Source organism: Ignisphaera sp., assembly GCA_038735125.1.
GTDB lineage: Archaea > Thermoproteota > Thermoprotei_A > Sulfolobales > Ignisphaeraceae > Ignisphaera.
In genome coordinates, this window is record JAVYNU010000011.1 from 37078 (window position 1) to 57610 (window position 20533).

General features: G+C 39.0%; 15 protein-coding genes and 1 tRNA gene. 11 read left to right on the top strand and 5 right to left on the bottom strand.

Translation table 11 applies throughout. The features are described from left to right. Positions 1-2: 2 nt before the first annotated feature. Both pheT and QW284_09455 read right to left on the bottom strand, forming a co-directional pair. Entirely contained in the window at positions 3-1664 is a 1662-nt protein-coding gene (gene pheT, locus QW284_09450; protein MEM0339890.1) for a phenylalanine--tRNA ligase subunit beta, read from the bottom strand. 6 nt (positions 1665-1670) lie between these two features. Beyond that, complete coding sequence (locus QW284_09455; GenBank protein ID MEM0339891.1) at positions 1671-3215, bottom strand: phenylalanine--tRNA ligase subunit alpha; 1545 nt, start codon at positions 3213-3215, stop codon at positions 1671-1673. A gap of 117 nt (positions 3216-3332) precedes the next feature. Here QW284_09455 and QW284_09460 point away from each other — a divergent pair, with 117 nt between their 5' ends. From QW284_09460 to purB, 5 genes are all read left to right on the top strand, one after another. Beyond that, entirely contained in the window at positions 3333-4355 is a 1023-nt protein-coding gene (locus tag QW284_09460; protein ID MEM0339892.1) for an AIR synthase family protein, read from the top strand. A gap of 199 nt (positions 4356-4554) precedes the next feature. Further along, a complete protein-coding gene (gene purE, locus QW284_09465; protein ID MEM0339893.1) occupies positions 4555-5034 on the top strand; it encodes a 5-(carboxyamino)imidazole ribonucleotide mutase in 480 nt (159 codons plus the stop codon). After that, the gene (locus QW284_09470) at positions 5000-6121 is read left to right on the top strand and encodes a 5-(carboxyamino)imidazole ribonucleotide synthase (GenBank protein MEM0339894.1); all 1122 of its coding nucleotides are present in this window, start codon (positions 5000-5002) and stop codon (positions 6119-6121) included. Before purE ends, QW284_09470 begins: the two co-directional genes overlap by 35 nt. Before the next feature lie 961 nt (positions 6122-7082). Continuing rightward, positions 7083-8192: a formate--phosphoribosylaminoimidazolecarboxamide ligase family protein gene (locus QW284_09475; GenBank protein ID MEM0339895.1), complete on the top strand. Its 1110-nt coding sequence runs from the start codon at positions 7083-7085 to the stop codon at positions 8190-8192. 10 nt (positions 8193-8202) lie between these two features. Continuing rightward, positions 8203-9546, top strand: a complete 1344-nt coding sequence (gene purB / locus QW284_09480; protein ID MEM0339896.1) for an adenylosuccinate lyase — start codon at positions 8203-8205, stop codon at positions 9544-9546. A gap of 57 nt (positions 9547-9603) precedes the next feature. On the opposite strand, the gene QW284_09485 is transcribed toward purB, so the two are convergent. Beyond that, complete coding sequence (locus QW284_09485; GenBank protein MEM0339897.1) at positions 9604-10371, bottom strand: metal ABC transporter ATP-binding protein; 768 nt, start codon at positions 10369-10371, stop codon at positions 9604-9606. Between the two features lie 72 nt (positions 10372-10443). On the opposite strand from QW284_09485, the gene QW284_09490 reads away from it, so the two are divergent. The 4 genes from QW284_09490 to QW284_09505 all read left to right on the top strand — a co-directional run bounded on the left by QW284_09490 (position 10444) and on the right by QW284_09505 (position 13778). Beyond that, entirely contained in the window at positions 10444-11433 is a 990-nt protein-coding gene (locus QW284_09490) for a zinc ABC transporter substrate-binding protein (protein ID MEM0339898.1), read from the top strand. A gap of 4 nt (positions 11434-11437) precedes the next feature. Next, positions 11438-12307 carry a metal ABC transporter permease gene (locus QW284_09495; GenBank protein MEM0339899.1) on the top strand — a complete coding sequence of 290 codons (870 nt, stop codon included), beginning with the start codon at positions 11438-11440 and terminating at the stop codon, positions 12305-12307. Next, on the top strand, positions 12300-12677 hold the full coding sequence (locus tag QW284_09500; GenBank protein ID MEM0339900.1) for a ribbon-helix-helix domain-containing protein: 378 nt from the start codon (positions 12300-12302) through the stop codon (positions 12675-12677). Before QW284_09495 ends, QW284_09500 begins: the two co-directional genes overlap by 8 nt. A 441-nt stretch (positions 12678-13118) precedes the next feature. After that, positions 13119-13778 (top strand): corrinoid protein, encoded by a 660-nt coding sequence (locus QW284_09505; protein MEM0339901.1) that lies wholly within the window; start codon positions 13119-13121, stop codon positions 13776-13778. 210 nt (positions 13779-13988) lie between these two features. Here QW284_09505 and QW284_09510 read toward each other — a convergent pair whose 3' ends face one another. Together QW284_09510 and QW284_09515 are read right to left on the bottom strand one after the other, a co-directional pair. Next, a complete protein-coding gene (locus QW284_09510; protein MEM0339902.1) occupies positions 13989-16997 on the bottom strand; it encodes a beta-galactosidase in 3009 nt (1002 codons plus the stop codon). Between the two features lie 178 nt (positions 16998-17175). Further along, on the bottom strand, positions 17176-19260 hold the full coding sequence (locus tag QW284_09515) for a Sip1-related alpha-galactosidase (protein MEM0339903.1): 2085 nt from the start codon (positions 19258-19260) through the stop codon (positions 17176-17178). A 484-nt stretch (positions 19261-19744) separates the two neighbouring features. Between QW284_09515 and QW284_09520 the strand changes: the two genes are divergently transcribed. After that, positions 19745-19823, top strand: a tRNA-Arg gene (locus QW284_09520). Positions 19824-20034: 211 nt separating this feature from the next. After that, positions 20035-20220 carry a hypothetical protein gene (locus tag QW284_09525; protein ID MEM0339904.1) on the top strand — a complete coding sequence of 62 codons (186 nt, stop codon included), beginning with the start codon at positions 20035-20037 and terminating at the stop codon, positions 20218-20220. Positions 20221-20533: the final 313 nt, after the last annotated feature.

Consider the following 20533-nt stretch of genomic DNA (forward strand, 5'->3'; position numbering starts at 1 on the left):
TGCTATTTACCTACTAATAATGTGTATAATATGTTTATAGATACCTCGGCTAATGTAATTGGATAGAGTATCTCGAGTTTCTCAAGCTTCTCTGGATCTACCTCCCCCAAAAAACCAACTAGCTTGTTTCCCACATATACATCAGCACACCTACCCCTCATAAACATATTGCTACTGCATGGTTTTAGAACAAGCATTTTATCCAATTCAAGCTCTCTAGCAATAGCATATAGCGTTGCATGCATCTCCTCAAATCTTGTCTCACTATCCATTATAGCCCAGCAAGCCCTCAAATCGTTTTTCCATCTATTGTAGCATTCACTACATTCTGTAACAACTTCTCCAATTTCAAAGACCTTAACAGGCTGTGGAACATACTGTGAATTTTTCAAAATGTTTATTATTGACTCTGCCAAGGTTGTTCTCAAAGCGTTTATTTCATTCGATGGTGCATTAACAACTATTGGTGTATTCTTTAGTTCTAGGATCTCTGCAATGTATTGAGGTATTAGAGTCAATGTGTTTAGCTCTATGAATCCAAGTCCAATCAAAACATCTCTTATAATATTTGCAACATCTCTTTGGTCAACACCTCTTCTAACAATAGGCCTTGGTTCAACCTCTACAAATCCAAGCTCCTCATAGCCTATGCCTATCACTATATCCTCTACGACATCAACTGGGTGTAGAACGTCTATTCTATAGTATGGAATTGTTATAGTCATTCTATTGCTACCTACACTATCTACATTGTAGCCCATTCTCTCTAAGGCTCTTTTCACCACCTCCACATCTTTGCTAGCATCAATACCTAGCCACGTAGATATAAACCCTAGATTCAATTCCATTGTTCTTGGACTAATATTTGGTGTTACAATCTCTTTATCAGGATACCTAATTATTGCGCCTAGAACTTCTCCGCCATAGAATGTTAGGGAATGTACTATTGTGTTTAGTACGTTATTGACAGAGTCGAGGTCTGTTCCAGTAACATCTATTAAGATATTCTTGCTATTCTCTGTTAACCTTGTAATATCACTATTTATTACAGGTGGTAAGGAGATGACCTTTTCGTTTGATAATATGGCTGGATGTAGTGAGCCATTTAAAGAGATAGAGCCATAGAGCTTTCCTTGATCAGTTTGTGAAAGAACATCTCTTATCCTAAACTCTCTATAGTCATGCAGAGGTATCATGGTAGTCTTATCTATGTCAACATCTTTGTACACAAGTATTGTTGATGGCAATTTGTCTAGGTCATGAAGACCTATGGCAACTTTTTTCCGTCCCCTACCAAATGTTGTGTGTAGCCTCTCTTGGAATTCTATTAATAGCTTTAGTCTCTCTTCATTGAGTTTAACATTTGTTACAGCAGCAACAGCTATATAGGGTCTTTTTGCAGGTGGCTCAACAAATACTCTGAATGGGAAGTTCCTTAGAGAAGGTTCAGAATATCTATCCAATCCCATATACATTCTAACGGCCTTTGCTATCCCCTCCACAGAAAACATATCTATTCGATCGCTCTGAACCTCTACAGCTATATCTCTATCCTCAACCTCTGTTTCGCATTTCAATCTAAACAGAATATCCCTCAGTTTATCAACGTCCGATATCTCAGTCATCTCCATTAGAAGACCTATTCTAGCTCTGACAACAGGCATTTCGCACTACCTCATATACAACCTTTTAACATATGGGAACGTTCTTGTGAATTCAATGTCTTTAGAGAATAGAAGCCTTATATCATCGATTCCATATACAACCATAGCCAGTCTCTCTACACCCATTCCCCACGCCCCAACAGGCGTATCAACACCTAGGATCTCCAGAACCTCCGGTCTGAACATTCCAGCCCCAAAAACCTCTATCCAGCCATATCCAGGGACATACCCATAGCCTTCAACACTAGGCTCTGTAAATGGGAAATAAGCTGGCTTGAATCTAAACTTCTCTATCCCTATAGCCCTCAGGATCTGGGCTAGCAAGCCCAGAAGCTTCCTAAAGTTGAATCCGCGCTCCATTATAACCCCGTCAAAGTTTGTGAACTCTGGCGAGTGCCTAGGATCTGGGTTGTCTCTTCGGAAAACCCTCGAGATTGTATATAGTCTTGCTGGAGGCTTTCTATTGATTAGATGCCTTGCTGTCACAGCTGTTGTATGTGATCTCAGTATAAGCTTAGATGCTTTCTCGTAAGACCATTTATATCTCCATCCAATGCTTCCACAGCTTCCACCAGTCTCATGAACACCTCTAGTCCTATCAACAACATCTCTAAACATGGATAGATCTGCATAACCCTCGACAACAAGTATGTCGTGAATGTCTCTTGAGGGGTGATCCTGGGCCTGGAATAGTATGTCGAAATTCCATAGCTCAGGTATTATATAGTCATCGTTTATCTCCTCGAATCCTAGATCCTCCATAACATCTTTTATCATATTAACAAACTCTTTAAAGAAATGTTTCTTACCCGGATAGATTGTTGGGGGCAAGGCGTCTAAATTATAGGCTTTGAGTATGAAGTTTCTCCAGCTACCAGTTGCAAGCATATCGTGCGTTAACTTTGAAACAGCTGGTTTTTTGTTTACAAGCTTTGCAGCATCTTCATACGGTACAGCAAGTCTAACAATTCTTCTCTTAGATAGTGAAATACTTATGAGTCTCCTCTTAACAAGTTCTTGAAACACGGCATCATTTTTAATGTTCTCATCGATTTCTCTTGCATTTGAAAACTGTGTAAGTATCTCTTTATGTCTTTTAAGGGGTGTGAAGTTCTGCAGACTTGCAACGCCTCTTTCTATCCTTATCCAACCCCTTCTAACAGCCCAGTTAATACCTATAGACGCTATTGGCTCTCTCAGCACATTTCTAATATCATCGATAGTTGCCGAGCCTCCACGACTCTTCACATATTCAGCAACCTTTTCCTCTGGTAGGGCTTCTATGTATGAAAGCCCCTCCTCGGTTGTTTTGCCTATGTAGATGCTTTGCTCGTCTACTTTAACGATGCCCTTTGATTTGAGGAGCTCTACTATCGAGTTCAAGCTCTCTAGGTTAAGCTCTGTCTCTTTTGCTAGTTCACTAAGTTCTATAGGCTTGTTAAGTTCAACAAGTTTTTTAAGCACATCGAATTCGCTTTTAGACAATTGAACCTCTAAAACAATTATAGATGCACCACTGCAAAATCTATTTGGCTGTATACATCTATGCACAGGAATGGCTTTTTATTTTTTATTGCTAAAAGCATCTGGGCTAGAATTAAATGTGTTAAGCATTGCCAAAGATTTAAATTGTTTAAAACAGTTATTCTAAGCTTATGGGTTTAAAACATGTCTGCCAAGCTACCGCCAGATATGTTGCTTAGGTATATCTTTAGCAGGATAGGCTCTAGAGATCCTTCGGTTATTGTAGGCCCCTCGATAGGTGAGGACGCAGCTATAATCGATATTGGCGAAGACAAGGTGCTTGTTGTCCATGCAGATCCTATAACAGGTGCTGTAGAGCATATTGGCTGGTTGTCCGTGCACATAGCCTGCAACGATATCGCTGTTAGAGGTGCTAGGCCTAGGTGGCTCGTGCCTGTAGTGCTCTTGCCACAGTCGGCTGATGATAGGCTTGCAGACGAGATTTTTAGACAAATGGATGAGGCGGCTAAAGAAGTTGGCGCAATGATTGTCGGTGGCCACACAGAGTTTACTTTGGGTCTTTCAAGACCCATAATATCTATGACAGCTATGGGTATTGCAGATAAGAGGCGATTTGTTGTAACAAGCGGTGCTAGAGTTGGAGATGCTGTTATAATGACCAAGACCGTTGGTGTTGAGGGAACAGCTATACTGTCAACAGATTTCAGAGATGCTCTACGCAACCTAGGCATCTCTGAGGATGTTCTGAACAGAGGAAGAGAGTTCATTAGAAAGGTAAGCATTGTTAGAGAGGCACTTGCGCTTGCTGAAGCAGGGTTAGCGACATCTATGCATGATCCGACAGAAGGTGGCTTGATAGGAGGCTTAGCGGAAGTGGCATATGCATCTAGGAAAACTATTGAGATATGGGAAGATAGAATATCTGTAGCCATGGAGACTAGGATAATAGCTGATGCACTTAAAATAGATCCGCTGAGGCTCATAGGTTCTGGGTCGCTAGTGGCAACTGTGCCAGAGGACAAGATATCTAAGGCTATAGAGATTCTTAGAGTCCTAGGAGTTGAAGCAGCTGTTATAGGAAGAGTTTTGGATGTCAGCGATGCCTATGTCGTTATACATAAGAGGGGTGGAAGTGTAGAGAAAGTGACAGACATATACATTAGAGACGAGATATACAGTGTTTGGGAACGTTTACAAGGTAGGTGAGTTAGAGAAGATAGAAAAATTTGTGTTGGTGGCTCCAACAATTGTTATGAGCATTTGTAGATCTCGTATTCTCTATTCTAGGTAATGTTTTGCTATAATTGTTTTATAAATGTTAAAATATACATTGTCTGTGTAAATAACTCGTTTTTAAGTCTTGCATCTGTTTAATATATACTCAAGTATATTTGTGGTGATGTCTATGCCTAAGGTTGCTGTTATAATGGGTAGTAAGAATGATTGGGAGTATATGAAAGATGCCGTCGAGGTTCTTAGACAGTTTGGTGTTGCGGTAGAGGCAAGGGTTGTTTCTGCACATAGAACACCAGAATTCATGTTCGAGTTCGCTAAAACAGCTGCTGAGAAGGGCTTCGAGGTTATAATCGCTGGTGCGGGTGGTGCAGCACATCTCCCTGGGATGGTTGCATCGCTAACCCATCTGCCTGTGATCGGGGTTCCCATACCATCTAAGTATTTGAATGGTCTGGACTCTCTCTTATCAATTGTTCAGATGCCCTATGGAACTCCTGTTGCAACTGTTGCCATAGGCGGTGCTCGAAATGCTGCTCTACTTGCTTTGAGGATTCTGGGTATAAAGTATCCTGAGATTGCTGAAAAGCTGAAGAGGTTTGCGGAGGAGATGAAGAATGAGGTTCTCTCTACAAGACTTGAGCAGGGTTAGAGTTGGTATTCTTGGTGGTGGCCAGCTAGGGTGGATGATGGTTCTAGAGGGTAGGAAATACCCACTAAAATTCTTTGTCATGGACTCTCCAGAAGCGCCAGCCTGTAGAGTTGCTGACAAGTGTTTCAAGCCAGATGAGTATAGGGAGATGATAGACTCTGTAGATGTTGTAACCTTCGAGTTTGAGCATGTATACGAAGAAGCCCTTAGATATGCACATGAAAAAGACAAGCTTTTGCCAAGTATCGAAAGTGTTGAGCTTAAGAGACAGCGGTGGAAGGAGAGGGTATTCTACAAAGAACACGGCATACCAACGCCGAGATTCTTCATAGCGTATGATGCGGAGGAGGTGTATAGAATAGCTAAAAACGAGTTCAACTACAAATGCGTTATCAAGCAGTCGACAGGAGGCTACGACGGAAAGGGACAATATCTCATAAAATCCAAAAACGACTTAGATAGCAACATAGATTCTATTAAAAAGATTCCAGACGTTTTTGTAGTTGAAGAGTTTGTGGAATTCGATTACGAGGCATCTATAATAGCTGTTAGAACCTTTGATGGAATGTTCAAAACATATCCACCCACATACAATCACAATGAGAAAGGAATTCTAGTGTACAACTACGGTCCAATAAGCAATGGGTATATATCGATGAAGATGACAGAAATAGCCAAGAAATTAGCAGACTCTCTAAACTATGTTGGTGTAATGGGGATAGAATTCTTTGTTAGAGAAGATGAGATACTAGTAAACGAGTTTGCGCCAAGAGTGCACAACACAGGGCACTACACACTAGACGCTGCATTCACATCCCAATTCGAAAACCATGTAAGAGCGTTGCTAGGGCTAGAAATAGGCGAAACAAAGCTTCTGTCTTGCGGTGGAATGGTAAATATTTTGGGTCTGAACAACCCACCTCTAGAGGTACTAAAATACGGAAAACTCTATTGGTATGGAAAAAACGAGGCTAGAAAAAGAAGGAAGATGGGGCATGTAAACATAGTTGGAGAAACATTAGAGGAGGTAAGAAATAAGATTGGTAAGGTGATGGAATTACTGTATCCAAATGGATTAGATCTATAGAAGTATTTATGACAAGTCTAGAGGTCTGACTTTTATGTGGGTCTTCATCCCTCACGGTTTCCTCTACCCCCACCTGTGGGAGCCTAGCTTCATCGCCTTAGCCTCCTGCATCGCTCTGCTAAACTCCCTTGAGCGAGGGTAGAGGGGTTTGGGGGCTTCATCCTTATCTCGCAACTGCCCACAGCTCGTCAGCTTCCCCACATCTCATATACTAATTGGTACTAATAGGTTTATAAGTGATGAAGAAACATGATAGCATATAGAGGGTTGAAGAAACTCGGATACACACAATGAGCCTACTAACATAAAATCTCAACACTTTCACGAAGTTGCAGTGTTTCTAGAACTGAAAAACATTTATCAAATCAACGTTTAAATTAAACATATAAGCACAAAAATTTCCACAGAAAACTAAAGCATTAAACATGATGAAACGGCTGTAAGCAGAGATGTGAAGAACCGTGTTTAAGCTGATTATGCTTACCAAGTATTGTCAATAATATAATCTATGTTAATTCGTAAGGGAATTTCTACATAATACTACTTCTTCATCTTTTAATAAGTTGCTAATATATTAATAATCCATCATCTGACGAGGCTAATGATTATGCAGATAGGGTTCCGCTACTTAATAAATAGAAAAGATATCATTTGGCAATTCACTAAGCAGTATCCCATATAAATATTCAGAGTTAAGATGGAGGTAGCAAGCATCTGTAAATAATTCATTCATAATGGAAACAAGATTGTGTCTTCATTAGTAGTGGGTACGTATTTACGGAATTGGTTAAATTCATAGATATTGCAATAAAGGGTTTCTAACATAGTTTTGCAGAACAGGTCTAGTTATGCATTGTTATTTACATGTCTTTCCTCGTTCCATTTAAAAAGATGTGTTATACATGGTTATTTAAACATAAAGCATATATTTGATTAAAATCATATGTTTTTGGATCAGATTATGAGTGGGAAATCAAACATTAGAGAGATTTTAAATGGTTACAAACTAAGCGAATTGAGCATTGCAACAATAGCCAGTCATTCTGCTCTTGATGTATTTGATGGTGCTAAGGATGAGGGTTTCAAGACTATAGCTGTGTGTCAAGGAGGTAGGGAGAAGCCATATTTAAGATTCAAGAGAGTTGTTGATATTCCAATGATTCTTGATAAGTTTTCCGATGTTGTTAAACAAGAGAACGTGGAGTTTCTAAGAATGCACAGCACAATATTTGTTCCCAATAGGAGTTTCTCTGTCTATGTAGGCTATGATAATATAGAGAAAAACTTTGCTGTACCTATATTTGGCAATAGGTATCTTCTAAGGTATGAGGAGAGGGTTGGGGAAAAGACATACTATAGAATTTTGGATGATGCTGGTATTAGAAGACCAAAGACTTTTTCAAATCCAGATGAAATTGATAGACCTGTCATGGTTAAGATGCCCCACGCTAGAAAGAGGGTTGAGAGAGGTTTTTTCGTTGCTATCGACAGGGACGATTTTTGGAAAAAGTTTAGAAAGCTTGTTTCAGATGGTGTCGTAAGAGAAGATGATTTGCCTAAGGCATCTATAGAAGAGCTTGTTATCGGAGCACACTTCAATGTAAACTACTTTGTTAGCGTGGCTAGAAAGGATGTTGAGATAATATCTATTGATAGAAGAATTCAAACAAATCTAGATGGGTTTCTAAGACTTCCTGCAAATATTCAAACAGAGCTAAGTGAATACATAGACATTGAAATGATTGAGATAGGCCATGAAATGGCCACCATAAGAGAAAGCATGCTTGAAAAACTCTTTGATATAGGCGATAGATTTGTCGAGGCATGCAAGAAAGCTGAACCACCAGGTGTAATTGGACCCTTCACACTTCAGCTCTTTGTCACATCCGATATGGATGTAGTTGTATTTGATGTTGCTTTTAGAATTGGTGGTGGAACCAACGTTCACATGGGTATAGGTGGACAATATAGCAAGCTCTACTTTGGTAAACCAGTGAGTATGGGGAGGAGAATCGCTATGGAGATTAGAGAATGCATTGAAAACAAGTGCCTAGAAGATGTCGTGACATAGGGTCTCTGAAATGGATAGTGTATGTGTTTTTGATTGGAGGTATGGATCGGCTGAGATGAAGAATATCTTTAGGCAGAACTCTATTGTTAGAAGATATATAGATGTTGAGCTAGCCATTATGAGGGGTTTGGAAGAGGCTGGGCTAGCGCCAAGAGGTTGCGCAGACAGCATTAAGATTTGTGCACAGAGCTTGAAGCCAGAGGAGATATATGAGAGAGAGACTGTGCTGGGCCATGACATAGCTGCGCTAGCATATATTCTTGGTGAGAGGTGTGGAGGGTGTGGAAAGTATGTTCATCTAGGTGCAACAAGCTACGATGTTGTTGACACAGCGTGGGCGCTAATCATAAGGGATGCTCTTAGAGTCATTAAGAACAGGCTTGAAAAGATTATTGATAGACTTTCAGAGTTGAGTAAGAGGTATATAGACACTATAATGGCTGGTAGAACACATGGGCAACACGCTATACCGATTACACTTGGATTCAAATTCGCTAACTATGTATATGAGTTTTCCAGGGGGTTGGAGAGGCTATGCGAAGCGGAGAAGAGGGTTGTTAGAAGCAAGATCTCTGGCGCTGTTGGAACCATGGCGGCGTGGAGAGGGAGGGGATTGATAGTAGAATCGGTGGCATCTAAAGAGCTTGGGCTAGAGCCGCATGCCATATCAACTCAGGTTGCACCAAGAGATGGCTTTGCAGAGCTTGTTTTAAGCCTAGCCATACTTGCTAGCCAGCTTGACAGATTTGCTCTAGAGGTTAGAGAGCTCTCTAGAACAGAGATAGGGGAGGTCTACGAGGCTGTTAAAAGAGTTGGTAGCAGCACAATGCCTCAGAAGAGAAACCCTGTTACAGCAGAGAGGATATCCGGTTTAGCAAAAATTGCAAGAACACTTGCACTAGCAGCTCTAGAGAACATTCCGCTTATGCATGAAAGAGATTTGACAAATAGTAGCAGTGAGAGAATTCTAATACCACATATCTTTCTAGTGGTAGACCAGATGCTCGTAGACATGGACAAACTGCTAAGCGTTATACACATAGATGAGGAGGCTATGAAGAGAAACATTGAGCTTACCAAGGGGGCCATAATGGCGGAGGCTGTCATGGTTAAGCTCGTTGAGAAGGGTATGCCGAGACATGAAGCACATAAGCTGTTGTCCGAGCTTGCATCTAGAATTGGATCGGAGGATTTCTATACAGTCTTGCTAAAAGATGAGAGAATTGCAAAGTATCTATCAAAGGAGGAGATCAGAGAAGCATTGAATTATAGAACCTATTTAGGCAACTACAAAGAATTGATAGAAAGATCTCTAGACTATGCACAGAAGATAAGGCAAAAATGCCAGATATGATGTGACTCTAGGCGCCAACCAGAAACATGCTATGATTTATCATGGTTTGTTCGATCATCAGACATGATAATCGCATACATGTATGTGGTTAGCGAATTCCACTATCGATTCTCCATAGAATTCTCTAAGAACGTTGCCTACTAGAACATTTTCTGGCTTGTCTGCAACGTATTTCCCCTTTCCAATAAGCAGTACAAGGTCTGTGTACCTCAGAAGCATCTCAGGATCATGGCATGTTGCAATAACTATTTTTGATTTGCTTAGAGACCCGATGAGATTTGCTATCTCGGCTTTTCCCTCAGGATCAATTGATGAGAGGGGCTCATCTAGTAAGATAATAGGTGTGTTACAAGCAATGGCTCTAGCTATGAAAATCCTCTGTCTCTGTCCTCCAGACAACCTCCATATACTCCTCCCCCAAAGCTCCTGTCCAATACCAACAGACTGTAGAGCATCTCTAACAACTTTTCTTAACTCCATTTTGCTTATGCCCACTCCTCTCTTTCTATAGCACAAATCAGCACCAAATTCAACAAATTCCCACACACTAATTGGAAATGCCTCGCCTTGTTTTGTTGTAACTATCTGAGGAGAGAATGATATGAACCTGCCGGCCTTCTCGCTACTTCCAGTCACGTCAACGTCATCGATATAAATCCTTCCATTCAATGGCTTTATCAAGCCTGCTAAGGTTTTTAGAAAAGTTGTTTTGCCGGCACCATTAGGCCCCATCACCTGTACTAGAGAGGGCTTCTCGATATAGATGTTAATATTTCTAACTAGTGGCTTGTCAAAACCAATGTCTAGGTTTACTGTCTTTAGCATATGCAACACTGTTGTGCACAGAATCTAGAAAAGCTTATATAGTTTTGTGCACAACAAACATTGGTGAGGGCTATGGAAGTGCTGAAACAAGTTGCCATAATCATACTACTGTTGTCTATGCTTATAGCGCCCTATACAACAGCTAGTAACGGAAATGGACTTGTAGTTGTTGTTACCTTTCCATTTCTATACAACGATGTTAAAAAGCTTGTTTGCCAAGGAGACTCTGTTCTACTTCTTGTGAAGCCGGGTATAGATCCGCATGAATATCAGCTTACACCATCTGATATAGACACACTTAAGGTGGCAAGTCTAGTAATATCAACAGCTCATGCACCATTTGAATTGCAGATAGAGAAACTTGTTGCTAGTGGTGAACTCAATGCAGCGCTTGTTGAGATAACTAAAATACCTGGTATAATCTTCTTGAAGCATCCTCAAACTGGTCAGATAAACTACCATGCCGTGATATTCTATCCTAAGAACTATGAAGTTTTTATAAGATATGTTGAAAATGTTTTAGAGACTTTAAGACCGGAATGTTCAAATGTTTATAGAGAGAATGCAAAGACGCTATTAGCAGAATTAACACAGTTGACCAACAATACAAGAAGGTTACCAGGCTATATAGCAGTCATAGACACACCACCTATTCAATACGTTGCTGCATGGCTTGATCTGAATATCTCATACATTTTGCTAAGAGATGAGGAGACTCCTGTGACGCCCCAAGATTATCAAAATGTTGAGAACATTATTAAGACAAGCAAAAATGTTGTTGTACTTGTAACACAAGGATCTACAGCTTCTAGCAAACTAGAGGAGATGGCTAGAACATATGGAAAACCCTTTGTAGAGCTCCCAAATCCTCTGGTATACAATGGAACCCTAGATTATCTGGAGAAGGTTTCGCAAATCATAAACAACGCTAATCTAATTACAAATACAAAAACATCTGTTGCCGAAGCTCATACAAATTTGTATACAATAACCACTATTATTGCAATCTCTATCCTCGTCATAGCACTAGTTGTTTTCGCTGTTAAGAAGAGGGTGGTGTGATGCCATGAAAGCCTTTGCTATAATTCTCACTATTCTAGCGCTTGGAGCTGCAATCTACACAGCTATCTACATGCCGCTGACATGGTTTATGGTATTTGCTTTTTCATCTCTTCTCTACGGTTTTATAAGCCCTGTTATAGCTGCCAGAAGACTATTTTTTCTAGCGACGGAGGCTCCTCACATGGCTCTATTTTCTGTTGTCCTAGGCATAGTGGTATACAAAACAACTAACCTCTTGAACGAGTTTCTATGGGCTTTAATAATATCGATTATTCTAATAAATGTTGTGGGCCATCTTATTAGAGCTGGTGTAGACCCAGATGTTGCAACATCGGTTATGGTTTCTCTAACTGCTTCTGGAAGTGTTGTGGCAACATACTATGTTTTAACATTCTATAGTGTTCAATACAATCTATGGGCATTTATTCTTGGGGATCCCCTGCTTGTAACATCCCAAGAAGCCCTCCAGCTAACTATAATAGCTGTGGCATCTGCTCTAGCCACAGTATACCTGTATATGTTTGGCGTTTATATGGGTGTGGATCTAGACCATACAAAGCTCTCTGCCAGGAATATCTGGCTATACGACACAGCGATATACACACTATTGGGGATCTCATCAGTTGCCCTCCTAAAGATTGTTGGTTTCGTACTAGAGCATGTTCTTCTAACACTACCAGCAATAATAGCATCAACAGTCTCTTCAAGTTCCAGAGAAGCCCTCCACACAAGTGTAGTATCGGCAGTTGCATCATCGTTTCTTGGGCTACTGCTATCAACAAAACTCAACATTGCGCCAGCGGGTGGCATAGGATTTATAACTCTTTCTATATATCTAATAGCAAGGGTTCTCTCGGCGAAAAAACATGCCTAAGAAAAGGTTTGGGGTATCTATAGAGGCAACGCTATACTCAAAAATAGACGAGATAGCGAAGAGTCTCAACATCAACAGGTCCGACTTTGTTGAAGAGGCTTTGAAAAACTATGTGAGAGATCTCAACCACTTTGTAGTAAATCACAACTGTTGTGGGCTCATAGTAGTTGAAGAGCCCGAGAACATAGAAATTGAGAGGATATTATCATTAAATAAAGAGGTAGTTGTAAATTATAGTCATTACCACATAAATAATAGATGCATATACACGATAATTGTTCAAGGAAACTCAGCAGATCTGGCAAAATTCTATAGTAGTATCTCCAAGGTTAAGAGTGTTAATAGGAGGTACATCCCATTACATGCATAATGATACAAGACATCCTATGCTCATTTCATCTTTTACATCAACAACTATTCTATAAAGGATATTGATGTATTTTAGAGGCAAACCCTACATGCATATCTCTTATACATATCCCTTCTTTTCACTGTTAGAACCCAAAGCTCCTCAACATAACCCTTTACACTACTTATAACAAAAGTCGTTACGTAGACATTTGGTTTTTGGATTGCGAATTTCTCTATGCTTTATTCATATACTAATAAGGAGAAGCAAAAACGTACAAGCTTTTGGTTGTATAGGAAATTAATGAATTTGAGAGCTTTAGAGATTTTCGAGCCCAGAGGTTGGATATTTCAATTTATGTAATATCAATAAAATCGTTATAGCAATGTATAAAATCTTTATAAAAACCTTTTATATGTCTTCTATTTATTATATTATGGAGTCTTTTGGAAAGGTGATGACATGAGTCAGGAAATCTTAGATAAAATTAAAGAGTCTCTAGGTAATCTAGATATGGATTCAACTCTAAATTATGTTAAAATAGCTTTGGAGAAGGGTATTGATGTTAAAAATATTATTAATGCTCTTGCAGATGGTATGAAAATTGTTGGAGAAAGGTATGAGAAGGGAGAGTATTTTGTAGCTGACTTAATTGTATCTGCAGAGATATTTAATGAGGTTATGAACATATTGAAGCCAAAGATAATAGAGATGAGGAGAGAGGTCAAACCTATCGGAAGGGTTGTTATTGGCACTGTCTATGGAGATATACATGACATTGGGAAAAACCTTGTGAAAACATTTCTAGAGGCAAACGGTTTTGAAGTTATTGACATTGGTATTGATGCTCCGCCAGAGAAATTTGTTGAAGCTGTGAAGCAGTATAACCCAGATATAGTCGGTATGAGTGCTCTGTTAACATCAACAATGACCCATATGAAAGATGTTATAGATGCATTAAAGAAAGAAGGTTTAAGAGATAAGGTTAAGATTATTGTTGGTGGCGCGCCAATAACCGAAAAATTTGCAAAAGAGATCGGAGCCGATGCCTATGGAGAAAATGCATTTATAGCAGTAGAAATATGCAAAAAACTAGTAGAAGAGCTAAGAAAAGGAAGATAGTTTTTGTGAATAAGTCAAATTAGTGATATTTTGGCTTACAAATTAGTATCACTATAGACAAAATGTACAACGCTGTTAAGATGTTGAACAGAAGTCTGTGGATTCCATTGTATTCTTTTGTATCTTAAAGTAAGATGCATAGGGAAATTCAATCATCGTTATTTTCCTTATCGTGAAAATAACGATGATTGAAACTTTGGAAGATGATACTCACATTAATGTTAGTTCTGCTTTTAGATGCATATAATATGGCTTCAAGTCAATAATGTTTATAGATGCTTCGTTGCTTATAATGTGAAGCATTATCGCTATCATATTTTTACCTTTTCGCACAATGGTCTCTGGGATATAGAATTCGGTTTGCGGTCCCTCATCTACATATCTGCCTAGGAATTGATCATTGAAGTATATTAAAGCCCTTATTCCACTTCCTTTTAGCACTAGTTTTAGTGGCGGTATATTATCTTTGTACTCTATAAATAACTTGCCTCTAATCCATACTATATTGCCTTCTCTGTTCCTGATTATTATAGGCAATTTTGTTTTTTCCCAGCTAGAATCATTATAGTTTTCAGTAAACCATTTCTCATCTAATCCTTTTGTTCCATATTTAACTTTCCAAACTCCTTCAACAAGCTTTTGATAAACTTTGATTACCGGATATAGTGTTGTTGATATCCCTTCAACTGCTATCGCAATTTCGTTTTCTCCATCAATTAAGTGATCCGTTATATCTGTAGGACCTGTGTATATGGTGATAAACTTTTTGTTTATGAACAGAAGCGTTCTTGGATAATAATTGTCAGTAGCTCTTCCCAGGTCTAGTATATATCTCCCAATTTTTTTATTGATAACGATTTTCTTTACATATAATCCCCTACCACTTGATATGTTTTCAACTTCGATAGTTTTTACAGCCCCCTTGCTATAATCATGCAATATTTTCTCAATATCAATTGGATTATGCAGGAACATGGGTTTGCTAAAGTCTTTTCCATACGGGAATCTATATTCGATGTAAAGCCATTTATCTAAAGATATTTCATCTACCTTACCTAGATATATCCCTCCAACGACACCATTAGGAATATATATAAGGCCATCATTTGTATGTCCAGTAGACTCTAAAACTATATGTAACCTGTTAAGGCCTTCTCTCAAAGCTTTTGATGCGTCAGCCTCTATGCTATGATAACCTGATGAGAGGGGAACACCATTTAATATTGCAGTAGCATAGTCGTTGAAGTAGCTCATGTAAATCATCTTATTCCTTAAATTATCCATATCCTCTTTACTTAAATTGAATTCTATGCTGTAAGTAACATATCCATTGAAAAGCATACCTAAACTCTCTAAAGGTTTTCTAGGCTCTATAGTCATAAAACCTTTTTGTTCCCCCTCCTCTGCAATCCTCAACTCCTCTCCAATATTCAAGACAATTTTTTCTTGTTCTTTACACAAATCTATTTTAGATATGTATAGAATTCCATAGAGATTTTCAACGCCAACTTCTCTCCCTCCAAGCAGAATCTTTGTTATGGGTTTTGGAGACAGTATTGTTATAGGTCCACAGCTATAATCATCGAGTTCAAGCTCTATTGAAACCCTATCTCCATCTCTCTTTGCAATACCAACAAAGTAGATATTTGAGACTATGGTTATAGGAGGTTTGAAGTCGTCTATATACCACGTCCTATCAGCTCTGCTCCTAGAGACAGCCAGTATGTATAACTCATATTCACCAGATCTTAAAACAGCTATTTTATCGCTTTCTCCATGTACATAACTAATAATAGTTCTGCTACCTTGCTGAGATACATACACATCTCTTGTAAATACAATGTCCATTTGCTGATTGGACTCAATATCAATTTCTCCACGCTCTAAAGGATCTCCATAAACAATCAAAACAGTTTTCTTATCAAAAGCATCTATGAGTAGGGGCTCGGAGGATGTGAAGAGTAGTTTAAATGGAGTTCCAGGAATACGATAATTAGCTAAAACAATCTTTGCATTTCTTTCAGGAACTCTTACAAGACCTTGCAGCGGATATGTTGAATCCCTGAAAACTATTTTTGTTTGCTGAGGAGATGACCCAAGATTTCTCAAAACAATTAATGCCGAGTTATCACCTCCAATTCTTGTGAATACATCTAGCCCTGTCACAGTTGTTTTGACGCCGTCTTCAACAGGTTTCGTCTCTGCTATGAAATCATTAAAGGTTTTTGTAAATAAAGCAACTCTTTTAATTGTGTAGTATCTCTTCGAAAGCTCTCCCCATTCCCTGATCGCAGCCTCATAATCATATGTAGTTGTTATATACTTTCCTGCGTAGTACCCTGGATTTGTCCCTCCATGGAACATATATATGCTTATACCATTTATCCCCATACCAATAGCAGTTTTCATTAATACCTCGGTCCATTCGGCTGGAAAACTCCCTCTATTAGTTGGTAGAGATGCACCAAAAGTTGAAAACCAACCTCCCTCTAGCTCCATGAACATCTTTGGCATACCCAGCTGGGTCTTCACATAACCTCTAACCTTATCGTCAAAGCCTTTTACATCCCATGGGGATGGATAACTATCGATTGTATTTATTATTGGGGTTCCCTCAACATGCCAATCTTCGTTAGTTATTATCGGAATGTCATTGACATATTTTCTAGCAATTTCATAGAGCTTCATAAGATACTTTACATCCCCCCAGAAATACTCATTTTCAATTTGTAAAACAGCTACAGGACCATTATTTGAAACAGTATATTTTGCTATAATAGGCAATATAGTTGAATACCACTTTTCAGAATATTTAATGTAGTTCTCATCCAGAGACCTTAGAACAGCTACTTTGTTATAGAGCCAGTTTGGATGTCCCCCACTATCCCATTCAGAGCATATGTACGGGCCCGGTCTAGCTATGAAATAGAGCCCAAGATCCTTAACGATTTTCATATAGCTCTCCAAATCTCTGCTAAAGGCTTTTGACTCGTATGGAGATGGTGGGATAGAGTCGCCAAATATAGCAAGATTTTCTACGGGTTCATGCCAATTCCAGGCAATGTAACTTGCAACGCAGTTGAGCCCAGCTCTCTTAGCCTTTAAAATTCTATCAAACCACATACTCTTTGGAATTCTAAAATAGTGCATTTCACCGCAAAATAGAAACATCTTTTTATCATTTATAGTGAAAAATTCATCTCTATAACCAACACCCATAAACCTTACCTCTAGAACTCTATAATAACATATAATTTATGGGCTGAAAATAAAAAGTTTGTAGAGGTCATCATTGCTATTAAAAATGCAATCGATAATCCTAGCTATACTCATCAAACAAAAATATTATATGAATTACTGTGAAGTTTGCTGATGTAAATCTATTGTATTAATATGATTACACCTCTACGGTATGTCCTTCTCCAATAATTACCTCTTTAAATACGCCATTTGTATAGTATACAAGGGTTCCAGAAGCCTTGGTCGTAACAAATACTTTATTGCCTAGCCTATATACTGTTATTGGGTATGGTGGCAACACATATTCTTTTAGTCCTATAACAGCTTTTTCATTTTCTATAGGTGTAAATATTATTACTTCAGCTTCAAGTTCTTTTAGTTTTATATCAACCCTTTCATTTTTATCTATGACACCCTTTTTACCACTAAACACCATATAGTATGCATACCTCTCATCTGCTATGCTATATGGCAAAACATCGAGGTTCACCCTCTCCTCGATCTCAACCCCATCTCTATTCACATTCATTACCGCTAATGCGTACGAGTCTCTAATTCTTGAAGCGATCTTTAGCAATACATTTTCATTGTATGGATCTCTAAACAAGATGTCTTTTGTTGGTAGACCAGGTTCGTCAACCTTGACTGTTTCCCCACTTGGTAGCACAATTTTCTTCAGCAAATCAATGTTTGTTTTCTCTGGATGTCTATCAGTTATATATATGGGGCCACCACTAAATACCCTTGAAACTGCATGTATAGTTGCATAAGGGTCATAGCTTATCCACATATCGTAGTCTGGATATGCTATGTGGCTAAACAGCAATGAGTTGTAGACACTAAACATTGTATGTAGCTTTGCATCTGCTTTCCAAAACGGTATATAGTCTATTGAAACCCTCATAGCATTGCTCAGGAAGTAGTTGCTATAGTCTTCAGGTGCCATAGACATGCAATTCAATATGTCTAGTCCATTGATTTTAGCTGCAACCTGTAGAGCTATCTGAATATTTTTAGCTGATTCGCCAACAGTTTCCTCACCCCAGTAAAGTGCATGTATAGACCACTGGTTGTCTACCTTAACAAAGTCAAAGCCATTTCCCTTAACCCACTTGAGGAACTCTATATAGAGCTTCAAAGCCTTTTCTATTTGTGGTGAAGGGACAAAGCTATCTGTAATGGGAAGCTTGAATCCTTCAGCTCCAATCTTCTCAGAAACCTGTTTCTCAAACCCACCCCAGTGAATGTTTATAGTATGCCAAAGACCAGTATATTCAATGCCCAGTCTCTTCAATTCATCGACAACAGCTTTCAATCCTTTTGGAAACCTCTCATTCGCATTCAAATCAGCTAAAACCCTCATAAACCACTCCCTACCCTTTCTAACCTCTTTTTGCCAGCCATCATCTATGATGGCCCACTTGACCGGGACACCCCTATCAATCAATCCCCTAATAATTTTAATGACATTGTCGTGGGATAGATCATCTGTTAAAAGGGCATTCCACGAACACCATCCAAGCTTATCTATAAATAATGGTTTCCTCTTCATTTCTCTAATTTTTAGAACTGCTTTCCTAGATGCATGCTCAACACTTTTTCTAATGGTTTCATAGGGATTGCTCGAAATACCTATCGACATAATCCAGGATTTCCTAACATAGAATCTTTCTTTTCCTAGGAATAGAGAGATCTTTAAGCCCCTCCCCATATAGGCTGTCACATCACCATTGCTAAGAAGTAAAACCGCTACAAAATCTCTTCCTATGCTCCCCAAAGCAAAGACTGTATAACTGGGTATACTATTTGCATCAACTATCACGGGGTATGTCCAACACGGGAATCTCTTAGCAAAGTCTATATGCGTTACATCGCTGAATTCTGGGGGATACTGAGGTGCTTCACTGGGCCTTGAAGCAGTAGGGTTTTTGTCAACAGCTAGCAGATTGTAATAAGCAAAGGCTTGCGGGTATATCGAAGTAGCATCTGGGTGAAGGGTTAGAGCCAAAACCCTGTCGCAAAATCTAATCTCCAAATCAATTTCTGCAAATATAAAGCTATTCAAAGGCTTTGACGATTCGACTTCAACACCAACCAAACCATCCTCAAAAACTATTTCTGTGGCAGCGCTTTCGCATCTAAACAACTCTCTACCAGCATTAGATTCAACTAGAGAGCACCTCTCTCTAGAACCATCAGCATAGATTATACTGAAATTCGAGATTTTCAAAGGAAAGCTCATTTGCTTCACAGAAATTTGAAGAAAGGAAAAGTTAAAAAAGCTTTATGTAAAAGTTTACATAAGAAACTCTATAATGTAGGTTCAAGCCTTTCTCAATTTAGGATCGAACATGCCATATGAAGCAATTCCTATACAAACAAGAGAAGATGTCACGACAAATTAAGCCACGAACTGCAAATCATCACCACACGATTGGAGTATTAGACCAGCTGTTAAACCACTTGAAAACCTGCATCTATTATCAATAAATTATATTCTCCAAGTATACCATAGTTTAGATATAGAGCAAAACAAATGCTATAAAGGCATAAGATGCTACATATAGTAGCAGGATCCACTAAAGCTATTTTGCTAATGTAACTGGCACCAATTTAATTTACTCTAAGTGGGAAAAATATGATTCAAATATAAAAATACATCTACGTACTATAATTTGCAAATCCCGCAAATCTAATAAGAGTTTTAACCACAAAGCAAACACAAAGGGCCCGTAGCTCAGCCAGGAATAGAGCGCCGGCCTTCGGAGCCGGTGGTCGGGGGTTCGAATCCCCCCGGGCCCGCCATATTATGATCTCGCTGTATTGTGTAGTTTAAGTATTAAGTATAATGCTAATGACGGCACCACAGTATTTTTAGTCATATTTTTGTATACACTTCGATAATACCCTTTCAAACCACGTCAAAGTGCTATAAAGATACCATAGTTTATGTTATTAGAAACCATGGTTCAATTTGTGGGAATTCTATGAAATCGGACAGGAAAATTGCAAACCCGTGGATCATGATAGAGAGCCATACAGTGTATTCTTAATAGAACACTTATCGAGACCATCACGAAAACCTCATAGTGTAGCTGTTATTACATGGTATGGGGGTAGTAAAGTAAACTATGTTGAAGAAGCGGCAGAGCCAAATAATATTGAAGAAATTACGGCTGGATCTCGTGTCCCAAAAATATGAAGACTAAGCCTCTAAAGACCGATTCTTCTACAAAGCCTACCCCGAATATATAGTTAGCTAAGATTAAGGACTTTCTAACACCTAATGTTGCTAGCAAAATTATCGATATAAGCAAAGCTGTGCCCATCCGCCCTTAAACCGTACGTATGTAGGTAGAAGCCAATACTTCTAGACCTCTAGCAAATATAGTATCGGGTGTCTAGAGGTCTGACCTTTATGTGGGTCTTCATCCCTCATGTGTCTCTCTGCCCCCCGCCTGCAGGAGCCTGGCTTCATCAGTCAGCCTCCCCCATCCCTCTACCAGACTCCCATT